The sequence below is a fragment of the Parasutterella sp. St.1A3 genome, assembly GCF_059728705.1.
This window is the reverse complement of the sequence record NZ_BAAGFK010000001.1, coordinates 1-12,202: the sequence shown is the minus strand read 5'-3', so window position 1 is coordinate 12,202 and position 12,202 is coordinate 1. Positions and strand designations below refer to the sequence as shown.

Below are 12,202 nucleotides of genomic sequence, written 5' to 3'. Positions count from 1 at the left end.
AATAAGACATCTAGGTCTGCAGCCGTACCAATCTGTTTTCGAAAAAATGCTGCACTTCACAAGACAGAGGAATTCTGAAACAGAGGATGAAATCTGGTTTTGTGAACATGCCCCTACATATACAGTCGGAACTACCTGTCCTTTACTTAGTTCGGATTTAAAAAATATTCCGATTGTGAAAACTGACCGTGGCGGGAAAATTACCTACCACGGTCCGGGGCAGATTGTATGTTATCCACTGGTTAATCTTCGCAATAGGAAACTTTACCCAAAGGCTTATCTGTCGATAATTCAGCAGATGCTTCTCGAGTTCTGCTGTTCATATGGAGTTGATGCATCTCTAGTCGAAGGCGCGCCTGGTATTTATCTGCCTTTGCTCGGCGGCTTCGGACAATTTGCAAATCTTGCTAAAGTTGCATCGATTGGCTTAAAAATCACCAATGACTGCACGTATCACGGATTCGCCATCAACATAAATGCTGATCTTTCTCCCTTTAAAGACATTGATCCTTGCGGCTACCAAGGTCTTAGGGCTGTAAACTTGAGTCACTATGCTCCTCTGATCACTATCGACGAAGCTGAGGAGAAACTTACAGAAAAAATTGAGGAGTATTTTGCCTAATGAATAATAAAAAAGAAATTACACCCCACAGCCTATCTGCCTGGCTCGCTTTCATGAGACCCAGCACTTTTTGGATTGCGGCTACGCCTGTCCTTGTCGGATCTTCTTTTGCACTTGCGTTAAACGGAAAGTTTAATTTTTGGACCTTTTTATTCACCTTGTTCGGAGCCATTCTCATCCAGGCTATGTCTAACATGGTCAATGACTACGCATATAACGTCCGAAAGGCTGAAAACGGAACAAGAGTGGGATTGCCCAGAGCTACATCCGAAGGCTGGATTTCTATGTCTTCTGCAAAGAAGGCTATCAGCTTTACTATTTTGCTTTGTGCCCTCTTCGGGATACTGCTGGTCATCATCGGCGGTATTCCTATCGCTCTGATCGCAATCCTCTCCATCATTTGCGGATATTGCTATATGGGAGGCCCTAAACCCATTGCTTATACGTGTCTTGGTGAATTTTTAGTTCTTCTTTTTTACGGTCTTTTTGCCGTAGGAGGAAGCTATTGGCTGCAAACGCACTCATTTAACATCATTGTGCTTGTGCCGGGTCTCAGCTTGGGTCTTCTTGGAGCCGCAGTACTATTTGTGAACAACTACAGAGATCTTGATCACGACAAATCTGTGGGACGCCATACCCTCGTTGCTGTCTGTGGAAGAAAAGTTTCAGAAGCTCTCTATATGTTTATGATTTTTCTTCCCTTTGTATTTATCGGTTGGCTTGTCCCACTCAATCACAACTGCTGGCCTTTCCTCTTTGTTCTTTTAGTGCTTCCACGGGCAAGCATGCTTCCCCAGTATCTTAAAAAATATCCTCAGGAAAGAATTACAGAGGTAATGCTCAAAACAATTAAACTCGAGCTTCTCTTCGGCTTTCTTCTGACGCTCGGAGCTATAGCAGTCGCCTTCTTGAGTTGGCCTCCTGAAATCTTAAACGCATCAATCTTTAATTCTCCTTTTTAGACATGAATAACAAACTTCATAATCCCCAGAGAGAAGAATTAAAAATAAAAAAATACCAAGAGTTTGCGTCTGCTGAAAAATTACAGAAGCCGGAATGGTTAAAGATAAAAATTCCGATAAAAAACGGTGCGTTCGCAGGAACAAAAGAAATTTTGAAAAACGGAGGACTGGCAACAGTTTGCGAACAGGCTGCCTGTCCAAACATCTCTGAGTGCTTCCACCATAGAAGGGCAACCTTCTTAATCATGGGAAGTATTTGTACAAGAAGATGCCCCTTTTGTGATATTGCACACGGCTATCCGAAACCTCTTGACCCTGATGAGCCGAAAAAAGTTGCTGAGGCAGCCAGAAAACTTGGGTTGAAGTATGTGGTTATTACAAGTGTTGATAGGGACGATATCAAAGACGGCGGAGCGGAGCATTTCGCGAACTGTGTCAATGAAATTCACAAAATTGACGGTGTCAAAGTCGAGATTCTTGTCCCGGACTTTAGAGGAAGATTAGATAAGGCGCTTGAAAACCTTCAGCATGCCTCTCCTGACGTATTCAATCACAATATAGAAACCGTACCCAGGCTATATAAAGAAGCAAGACCCGGCGGTAATTATGAACATTCTCTCAAATTACTGAATGAATGGAGTAAGTGTTCACAAACATGTCTGACAAAAAGCGGATTAATGGTTGGTCTCGGTGAGAAGGATGAAGAAATTTATGAGGTAATGGAGGATCTGCGCCGAAATAATGTCACCATGCTTACCATCGGCCAATATCTTCGTCCAAGTAAACATCACATCCCTGTCAAAAGATACGTTCACCCGGATCAATTTAAAAAATATGCTGAGAAAGCCAAAGAACTCGGCTTTCTCAGCTGTCTAAGCGGACCCTTTGTGCGCTCAAGCTACAATGCTTATGAGCAGCATGACCTACTTTTTGACGATAACAAAAACACTTGACATATCGTCAATGGACCAAACCGCATCAGAAAGGGCGTCCTTCAGCTGTCTCCATTCTTGTTTCTGGATCTCTGAAGGAGAGCCCTTCTTAATTTCTCTGCCTGTCAAAACAAATTTTTCAGGAATAACACCCGGCTTTAAATAAAAGCAAATTTGCTTTTCTCCGACAGAAACTTCGAAATACATACGGCCGTAAACACCTTCAGGTGCTTCTGTGGGAAAGGTATCGAGCACGTCATAAGTTTTTCTTGTGACGGCTCTTGTGACCATTTCTACAGCGTCTCTTAGCCCAGGACCTGGAAACGCAGTCTTAAAGGAGATTTCTTTTCTCTCAGGAATTCTTTCTCCGCAAAGCTCTTTTAGAGCCCATTGAAGCATTCGAAAACCTAAGGACAAACCTCCAATGCTGTCCCGACCGTGATAGAGGACACAGGCACTGAACGGAATCTCCAGGAGAACCGCATCGTCATACACGGAAATCGTATCTTTAATCATTATTTAACAGCCGAAGGAAGAATGAGATCTTTAACATTGACTTCTTTCTCAATCATTCCGTTCGCCTTCAGGAACTTCTGATCTTTATCCAATTCGTCGATATCTTTCTGAGTCAGCACGTCATAGTAATGGCTTCCTTCAGCGAGTTTCTCTGCATCAGAGAGCGTAATACCGTGTTCCTTGGCACCAATCTCAAGTGCCTCTTTCTTGTTCTCATTGATCCATTTGAGCGCTTCGCGATTAACCTTAACTAAACGCTGAACGATTTCGGGATTCTCCTGTGCAAACTTGCCGCTGACAGTGAAAACTAAATTCGGCTGGACAAGACCTTCAGCAGTCGTAATTGTTTTAGCACCACCCTCATTAGCCTTAATAATTCCGCTGGCGGCAACAAGAGCTGCATCAACCTTACCGGCCATCATTGCAGTCATGCCTTTAGGAATATCCATATTGATGAAATTCACATCTTTCTGGCTCATTCCTTTGCTATCCAAAGCTGCTACTAATGTCTGATGAAGAACTGTACCCTTAGGTCCGACAACTGTTTTACCTTTCAGGTCTTCGATTTTCATCTGAGGACCGGGTTTACCGACAACAGCGAAGAGACTGGTCGGATGGGCAACACCGGTTGCAATCTTCACAGGATTTCCTGCTGCGTTTGCCATCAGTAAAGATGCCGTGTTCATTGTCGCGCTGGCGTCGAGTGAGCCGGCAGCCATGGCCTGTGTCTGTTTGGCACCGGATGTAATGTCATGCCATTTGATCTGGATACCGTCTTTTGCAAACTCCTTCTCCAACATTTGGTTATGTTTCATAACCATATTTTGAAGATTAAAAGGTGCTTTAACATAGGCGATGTTGATCTCTTTGGGTGCGGCGAAAACCGATGTCATCAAGGACATCCCTGCCAAAATCGCGACTAACTTAAGTTTCATTTGAATATTTACTCCGTTGTTTATATAAAGAAATTAAAAAGCTGTTTCTGATACTGAGATAAATTAGTATCTCCGTATCTTCTTGGTTTAGGTAAATTGATATCCAGGGATTCGGCTATTTTACCGTCACGCATGAATGCAATATCATCGCTTAAAAGAACGGCTTCATTAATGTCATGCGTGATTAAGAGCATTGTTGTTTCCAGTTCTGTTTGGATTTTTGAAAAATCCATCTGGAGCTTGCTCCTTGTCATAAAGTCAAGAGCTCCAAAAGGTTCATCCAAAAGCAAAAGATCAGGTCTTGAAATAATCCCACGAGCTAAGCCGATACGCTGAGCCATACCTCCGGAAAGCTGAGCCGGGTATAAATCTGCCGTTCCGGAAAGCTGAACCAATTCCAGCACTTCATTTACTCTTTTCTCCTGTTCGGCTGCAGGCAGAGTTCTAATGGCAAGCTCTAAGTTTTCACGGACTGACTTCCAAGGAAGTAATCTCGGATCCTGAAAAACTAAAGAAATTTTAGGATCTTCGAAAGCGGATCCGTCATCTCTGAAGAATTGGATCTTTCCTGAGTCAATTTTTTCTAATCCGCAAATAACTTTCAGCAGTGTGGTTTTTCCGCAGCCGCTTTTTCCAAGTACGGTTGTTAACTTTCCCGGCTGAACTGTTAAAGAAAGATCCTTTAGAGGGCTAACAGCTCTTTTACCGTCCAAAAAAGTCTTCGAGACATCAACTAAGGAAACTCCGGCTACCATTTATTCCTCGCCCAGGGTGTACAGCGCTTTCCGATAAATTGAAATAATTGATCGCCAGCAATGCCTAACACCGCAATACAGAGGATTCCGACAAAAACTCTGTCTGTTCTCGACATTTCACTAGCATCTCCAATCAAATATCCCAGCCCCGAAGTTGCTGCGATAAGCTCAGCACCAACTAATGCACGCCAGGAATATCCAAAACCAAGACGAAGACCTGTGAATATGTTAGGAAGCGAAGCAGGAAATTCAATGTGTCTAAATTTTTCAAGTTTCGTCAGTCGGAGCGTTTGAGAGAGCTCATCATATGCACTGTTGATCTGTTTAAAACCTGAAAAAACGTTCAGGTAAATAGGGAAAAAGCTTGCAAGAAACACAATCGCCAGCTTAGCCGGTTCACCGATTCCTAACCAGAGAATAAGAAGCGGAATAAGTGATAAAGGTGGAATAAATCTTAATGCTTCAAGAGTCAGCTTCGATCTGGCTTCAGCTTCCGGAGAGTGGTAAAAAAAATAAGCAAGTGGCAGGGCGACTATAACTGCCATAAAAAAGCCGCCAAAAACCCTTCCGGAACTCGCCAGAATATGCCGTGAAAGCTCACCGCTTTCACAGAGTTCCAAAAAACTCTTGAATACTTTTGCCGGTGTCGGAAGAAGAAATTCGCTGAATATGCCCGACGAAGATAAAAATGCCCATGCAATAACAATAAGCATAGGCACGGCAATAAGATTTATAAGTTTACGCAATCGGCCTCCAAGACTAATCTTGGAAGATTATAAATAAAATCGATAATGATTATCAATTATAAATTACATATTGATAGGAGTCGATTGTGCACCAGTGGAATATGATGAACTACTATCGCTTTCCAATCCACTTCCGCTCTCAACGGTGGATGAGCCGTCATTAGTAATCAGCTTTCTTTTTTCAAGCTCTTCCGGAGTAAGAATTGTAAAGAGACAGACAACACGTGTCACACCTTGGACTTTAGAAGCAATCTTCCCGATAATTTCCGCTTCCTGCTGCGTTACCGCACCAATCAGGTAAGCAACTCCCCGTTCAACTACAACCTTCAGAGAAGTCAGAGTCACCTGTTTATTGTCCAACAACGCCGCACGAATTTTACTTGCGGTGATTGAGTCACTCATTCTGCTCGTGAAGGAAGAATTGGGCATAACAGCCAATTCGTTGTAAACCGTATTTACTTCATTGATAGATTTAACAATCTGAGCCGCCTTCTCTTTATCATCTTCCGTGCCGACTTCCCCGCTCAATAATACGTTTCCTTCGTAAGAGGTCGTAGTGATATGACTTGAGGAAAAATTCGTTTGTGAAAGATGAAGCGCTGATTTCGTCTCAATAAGCCCATCATTTGCAACCGCCCCGGCACTTCTTCTGTCTGCCGCTACGGATGCACCGGTCATAGCAGCTGATCCAATGAGAACAGGCGCACAACCTGTCAATACAGCGACGCTAAAGGCTGCAGATACTAATAGTAATTTTTTACTCATAATCAAAACTCAGCTGATAATCCCAGAAATAAGACAGTTATTCACTAGAAAATGTTAACAATTAACTAATATCTTGTGAACAACTGGATATAAGTTCAATTTAATCCAAATTTTCCACTGATACTAACATAGAATTACTAAAGTTTTAAACAACTTATTAGTAAACTAACTTATTGATAATAAAAAGAATAATATAGTTATTAACATTTTTTACAGAAGCATTAATTAATACTCCTTATAGTAATTAATACAATAAGTAGTATTAGTTCTGTTGATAAATAGGTTTGTTCTTTGGTAGTGATTTTTTTTAAAAAAGGAAAAGTTATTTCTAGTTATTAACGTATCTATAACTAATTAATTTATAAAAATTAATTAAGAGTATTAATATTAGAAGTGATTTAAAATTTGTTGATAACTATATTATTATCTATATAAACAATAAGTTATAATGTTTAAAGATTGTTGATTTCTCTGTGATTTGTCGTTTATTAGTGTTGAGAAGATATTGATAATTTGGGCACAAAGCATAACTGCACAGTTTATTCAACATTTATAAACATAGTTGTACACATTAGAAAGTGATCAAAATATCTCTTTTTGTCTACATTTCAGCTGGTGCCGGTAAGGTAAAAGTAAGGAAAAAACTTAACCTTCTGCACCAAGCTCTAATTAATTTATAACTGTTGACACTGATTAAAAGAAAAGGACGGCCAAAAAGCCGTCCTTTTCTGAGTTAAGAAAGTCTAGGTGTCAATGTTGCTTGCAAGAAGTGCATTGTCCTCAATGAACTGCCGTCTTGGCTCAACCTCGTCTCCCATGAGCTTTGTAAAGACCATATCTGCAGCGACCGCATCTTCAACACCAACCTTCAGAAGACGACGTTTTGCAGGATCCATGGTGGTTTCTTCAAGCTCTACGTCTTTCATTTCTCCAAGCCCTTTGTAGCGCTGCATTTTCTTAACAGTCGCCTTGCCGGCTTTTAGAACAAATTCGATGACCTCACTAAAATTAGAGATCGGCTGTATCGTCTCTTTTCCTCTCTTCTGATTAAGAAGACAGGCACCCGGATGAAGAAGGTTCTTGAATATTGTTGACGTACTTTGAAGTGTTAAGTAGTCCGGTGTTTCAACGAAAGATGGAGTAATCTTTGTCTCAATTACATTACCGTACTTCGTTCGCTTCACGATAATTGTCGGAACATTCTCTACTATCTGATGTTCAACAACCACATCCGGATCGGTGAGCTTCTCAATAATCGATTCAACAGACTTGCGTGCGTCCTCCTCATCAGACAGACTTATCTCAGCGCCTGCAGCGATGGCAGTTAAAACGCTTGAGTCCACAAAACGAGAGAACCTATTGATGACGTTATGGGCATCGTTGTATGACATGAGGTAACTTTGAAGCTGCTCTCCAGATACCGCCTCGTCCTTTTCAAAAGCTTCTTTTGAAACATAGAGTCTTGTGTCTTTGGTTCCCTGTTCAACAAGAAGCTTGTAAAGCTCTTTTTCGTCTTTAATGTAGCGTTCTTTGTTATCTGAATAGACAACCTTATAGAGCGGAGGCTGAGCAATGTAAACATGACCGCCTTCAATAAGCTTAGGCATTTGTCTATAAAAGAGAGTCAGAAGAAGCGTACGAATGTGAGCTCCGTCCACGTCAGCATCAGTCATGATGATCACGCGGTCATAACGAAGTTTGTCTAAATTGAACTCTTCGCCAATTCCAGTTCCTAAGGCTGCAATCAGAGTTGCGATCTGTTCACTGGAGAGCATTTTTTCAATGCGGGCTTTTTCAACGTTTAGAACCTTGCCTCGTAAAGGAAGAATAGCTTGGTAGTTTCTATCTCTGCCGCTCTTAGCAGATCCGCCGGCGGAGTCTCCCTCCACCAGGAACACTTCACAGAGGGAACGATCTCTGTTGGAGCAATCTGCTAACTTTCCGGGAAGACCTGCAGAACCGAGCAAACCTTTGCGCCGAGTTGTCTCTCTAGCCTTTCTTGCAGCTTCACGAGCTCTGGCCGCGTCAATAATCTTTGTGCAGATGATCTTCGCGTCTTTAGGATTTTCCTGCAGATAGGCATCGAGACTGTCTCTGACAACCTGCTCTACAGCACCTCTCGCTTCTGATGAAACCAGTTTGTCCTTAGTCTGAGAACTGAATTTAGGTTCAGGCATCTTCAGCGAAAGAACGCATGTCATGCCCTCTCGAATATCCTCACCAACCAAATCAATTTTGTCTTTCTTGGCTAACTCGTTTTCTTCAATATACCGCTTCAGTACAGCGGTCATAGCATTGCGCAGACCGTTGACATGAGTACCGCCGTCTTTTTGAGGAATATTGTTGGTGTAGGCACTGAAATTCTCGCTGTATCCGTCGGTCCATTGCATAGCGACTTCGACAGCTATGTTTTCAGTTGGAGATACCTGAACTGTTTTGTTGGTATAAAAACAGTTGTCATGGATTTTTGTCTTGTCGCGGTTAATGTAGGCTACGAAGCCGCTCACGCCTCCGACAAACTGGAATACTTCGTCTTTCCCTTTTCTAAGGTCGGCAAGGTGAATCTTCACGCCGTTATTCAAGAAGGAGAGTTCTCTCAATCTTGAGGAAAGAACTTCATAATGGAAGTCTACATTTCCGAAAATCTCGGCGTCCGGAAGGAACTGAACTTCCGTGCCTCTTCTATCAGTCTGACCGGATACGTGCATCGGGGAGACTTCAACAACGCCGTTCGGCGTATTAACTTTGTCGATTAAGCGGTCAATCAGGACGCCTTTTTCAAAGTTAAGGTAGTGTTCTACTCCGTCGCGTCTGACGATAAGTTTTAACCAGGAGGACAAAGCGTTGACGCAGGAAACACCTACGCCATGGAGGCCGCCTGAAACTTTGTAGCTGTTCTGGTTGAATTTTCCGCCGGCATGGAGCTCGGTCAGTGCGATCTCTGCAGCGCTTCTCTTAGGCTCATGCTTATCGTTCATCTTTATGTCAGTAGGAATTCCGCGACCGTTGTCAACAACGGAGATAGAGTTATCGCGGTTGATCGTAACATTAATGTGATCCGCGTAGCCGGCAAGAGCTTCGTCAATAGAGTTATCAACGACCTCAAAAACTAAATGGTGGAGACCGGTACCGTCAGAGGTGTCTCCAATATACATACCGGGTCTTTTTCTTACAGCTTCCAGTCCTTCGAGGACTTGAATAGCGTCTTCACCATAGCTGTCTTCAGCTGACAGCTTGACATCTTGTGTTTCACTCATTCTTTTGTATTCCAAATTGGAGCTATCAGCCCGTTAAATCTTCATTGGCATGACGACAAATTTGAATTTTTCGCTGTCGGGCATGCGGATCAATGCAGAGCTAAGCGGACCACCGAGAGATACTCTGACTGTTTCGTTTTTCAGAGCATTCAGCACTTCGATCAGATAGGTCACATTGAAACCGATTTCAATGCTGTCGCCCTGATATTCGACTTCAAGCTCGTCTTCCGCTTCTTCCATATCGGCATTTGTCGCAGCAACATTGATAACGCCGGACGAAAGATTCCAACGGACGCCTTTGAGTTTATCTGCGGTGAGAATGGATACTCTCTGAAGAGAAGAAAGAAGTTCCTGTCTGGATACTTTGAATTCTTTATCGTTGTCGACCGGAATGACCTTTTGGTAATCCGGATACCTTCCTTCAACAAGTTTGGAAAGAATTTCAACACCGGCAAATGTAAATTTGATTTGTTTTTCCGCCATGTAGACAGTGATTTCGTCTTCGGAATCGGGAACTAAACGAGTTAGTTCCTTAACAGTCTTTCTCGGAATAATTGAGTCAAGTTTCTTCTCGGAAGCCTGATCAGCATCGACATCACAAAGAGCGAGACGATGTCCGTCTGTTGCAACAGCCCGTACGGATGTACCTTCGGAGCAAATATAAACCCCGTTAAGGAAATAACGAACGTTGTTGACGGCACATGCAAAGGAGACCATGCTTAGGAGATATTTAAAGCGGGAACAAGGCATAGAAAACGCCTTTTCCAGCTTCACTTCCTTCATTGACGGAAAATCTTCTGCCGGAAGAGTCTGCAGTTCAAAGCGGCTCCTTCCTGAAGTCAGAAGTACGTGCTCTCCTTTCTTTGTAAAAGAAACCTCATTGTTATCAACCAGAGAAGCAAGAATATCATTCAGTTTTCTGGATGATATTGTCGTTGAAACTCTGCAGTTAGGCGTACCGATTGCAGAGCTTGTTCTGATTTGAATGTCCAGATCTGTTGCTGTAAATGTGACATTCTCATTTTCCTGAGCCAGCAAGATATTGGAGAGAATCGGAAGCGGCTGCTTCTTCTGGACAACACCGCTTACGTTCTGAATAGGTTTAAAGATATTCTCTTTGCTTCCGTTAATGAAGAGTACAGGAGTGCCGGGAGCAGCTTCAGCTGGTTCCGCAAACATAGTTTCCGTCCCTGCGGTTCCTGTTGCTTCGGTAAGGTCGTTTTCCAGATTATTTTCCATCGTGGCTCCCGTTAATTCCAATTCTTTAATGCTTGTTCTATTAAATGAAGAGTGTGGTTCAGTTCTTGTTTCTGAGCACGCTCTTTAGTAATTTTTTTCACAGCGTAAAGCACTGTCGTGTGATCTCTTCCGCCAAAAGCGTTTCCAATATCAATCAGACTTTTTTGAGTCAGCTCCTTAGCCAGGTACATCGCGATCTGGCGGGCATATGCCACATTTGCGACTCGGCTTTTTGAATGCATGTCAGCAATCTTGATATTGAAGTGTTCAGCAGTGGTTTGCTGAATGTTCTCTATAGAAATTCGTCCCGTTCCGCTGATACCTTGCAAAGCTTCTTTAGCAAGCTCCTCTGTGATCGGTCGATTGAAAACAGTTGCGCGCATGATGACGTTTTTTAGTGCTCCTTCCAACTCTCTGACATTCGTATTCAATCGATTGGCAATAAGATAAGCCACCTCTAAAGGAAGATGGACATCCTGCTGTCTTGCCTTCTCCAACAAAATCGCGGCCCTAAGTTCAAATTCTGCAGGTTCTATCGAAACCGACAGCCCTGCTCCAAGTCTCGAGATTAGCCTTTCATCAAAGTCGGAAAGCTGTCGGGCATAGGTATCGCAGGTAAGAATAATTTGCTTATTCTTCGGAAGGAGAGCTTCAAAGATACTGAAAAGTCTTTGCTGCGTTCCGCCTCGTTTGCATAGGAACTGAACGTCATCGATCAGCAGCGCATCCAGATTCCGATACTTATTATCGAACTTCTTAATCTTTTCGTCGGATAAACGACCGCCGCTGGAAAGATCAACAACCTCATTAATGAAACGTTCGGCGGAAATACAAAGCAGTTTTAGATGCGGATTGTTTTCCAATAGTTTTCTGCCGACTGAATGCATTAAGTGAGTTTTTCCCAGACCGACAGCCCCATAGATAAAAAACGGGTTGTACTTTTCTCCCGGAAACTGCGCAACTAATTCAGCGCTGCTTCTTGCAACACGATTTGCATTACCGGTAACAAATGTCTCAAATGTCAGTCCGTCATGAAGACCGGATTTTCTAGCAAGAAGATTAATATCAGTATGTTCATCAGAATGACTTTCCGATTCCTGTGAAGACTGCGCACGAGCAGCTCCTTCGTTAGGATCCTTAACAATAAAGGTTAGTTGAACCGGTCGACCGGCAATCTCATCCACCTTTTTCTGGATTTCGCTCTGATACTGAGACTTCAGCTGTTTTAAATGAATGAAAGACGGAGCGCACAGTACAAGTTCATTAGGGTCATCTTTTTCGACGTACTCTAATCTTCCAAACCAAGGTTCGAAGACCTCGGTGGGGTAGCTGTCTCTCAAGGAAGCTAAAGTTAATTCCCAAACTTCTCGCATTTAATCTAATTTCTTATGCAGACAATTCTGCTTCTATCAAAAATCCAAACAATGATTGTACCTTATGTAGTCTTCTGATTCTTCTTTGGAGAGGTGCCGT

Annotated in this window: 11 protein-coding genes; 3 read left to right on the top strand and 8 right to left on the bottom strand. The window is 42.7% G+C overall.

Features of this window, described 5'->3' with window-relative positions; all coding sequences use genetic code 11:
• The first annotated feature begins 46 nt into the window (after window positions 1-46).
• From lipB to lipA, 3 genes are read left to right on the top strand one after another with little or no spacing between them, the layout of a single operon-like run.
• Window positions 47-622 carry a lipoyl(octanoyl) transferase LipB gene (gene lipB, locus AC6I1F_RS00055; RefSeq protein ID WP_202074620.1) on the top strand — a complete coding sequence of 192 codons (576 nt, stop codon included), beginning with the start codon at window positions 47-49 and terminating at the stop codon, window positions 620-622.
• Complete coding sequence (gene menA, locus AC6I1F_RS00050) at window positions 622-1,584, top strand: 1,4-dihydroxy-2-naphthoate octaprenyltransferase (protein ID WP_160336101.1); 963 nt, start codon at window positions 622-624, stop codon at window positions 1,582-1,584. The genes lipB and menA overlap by 1 nt, the downstream gene beginning before the upstream one ends.
• 2 nt (window positions 1,585-1,586) lie before the next feature.
• Window positions 1,587-2,537: a lipoyl synthase gene (gene lipA / locus AC6I1F_RS00045; RefSeq protein ID WP_160336102.1), complete on the top strand. Its 951-nt coding sequence runs from the start codon at window positions 1,587-1,589 to the stop codon at window positions 2,535-2,537.
• Here the strand turns inward: lipA and AC6I1F_RS00040 are convergent.
• From AC6I1F_RS00040 to dnaA, 8 genes are all read right to left on the bottom strand, one after another.
• A complete protein-coding gene (locus AC6I1F_RS00040; protein WP_251451464.1) occupies window positions 2,508-3,032 on the bottom strand; it encodes a hypothetical protein in 525 nt (174 codons plus the stop codon). The two genes, lipA and AC6I1F_RS00040, sit on opposite strands and share 30 nt — an antisense overlap.
• Window positions 3,032-3,967, bottom strand: a complete 936-nt coding sequence (locus AC6I1F_RS00035; protein ID WP_251451462.1) for an ABC transporter substrate-binding protein — start codon at window positions 3,965-3,967, stop codon at window positions 3,032-3,034. The genes AC6I1F_RS00040 and AC6I1F_RS00035 overlap by 1 nt, the downstream gene beginning before the upstream one ends.
• Before the next feature lie 20 nt (window positions 3,968-3,987).
• Window positions 3,988-4,680 (bottom strand): ABC transporter ATP-binding protein, encoded by a 693-nt coding sequence (locus AC6I1F_RS00030; RefSeq protein ID WP_251570831.1) that lies wholly within the window; start codon window positions 4,678-4,680, stop codon window positions 3,988-3,990.
• A gap of 35 nt (window positions 4,681-4,715) precedes the next feature.
• Entirely contained in the window at window positions 4,716-5,468 is a 753-nt protein-coding gene (locus AC6I1F_RS00025; RefSeq protein WP_237178813.1) for an ABC transporter permease, read from the bottom strand.
• A 63-nt stretch (window positions 5,469-5,531) separates the two neighbouring features.
• Complete coding sequence (locus AC6I1F_RS00020; protein WP_160336105.1) at window positions 5,532-6,233, bottom strand: BON domain-containing protein; 702 nt, start codon at window positions 6,231-6,233, stop codon at window positions 5,532-5,534.
• A gap of 743 nt (window positions 6,234-6,976) precedes the next feature.
• Window positions 6,977-9,490, bottom strand: coding sequence for a DNA topoisomerase (ATP-hydrolyzing) subunit B (gene gyrB / locus AC6I1F_RS00015; protein WP_160336106.1), 2,514 nt, complete (start codon window positions 9,488-9,490; stop codon window positions 6,977-6,979).
• A 33-nt stretch (window positions 9,491-9,523) separates the two neighbouring features.
• Entirely contained in the window at window positions 9,524-10,729 is a 1,206-nt protein-coding gene (gene dnaN, locus AC6I1F_RS00010; protein WP_290432907.1) for a DNA polymerase III subunit beta, read from the bottom strand.
• Window positions 10,730-10,740: 11 nt separating this feature from the next.
• On the bottom strand, window positions 10,741-12,102 hold the full coding sequence (dnaA, locus tag AC6I1F_RS00005) for a chromosomal replication initiator protein DnaA (protein WP_251451454.1): 1,362 nt from the start codon (window positions 12,100-12,102) through the stop codon (window positions 10,741-10,743).
• Window positions 12,103-12,202 lie beyond the last annotated feature (100 nt).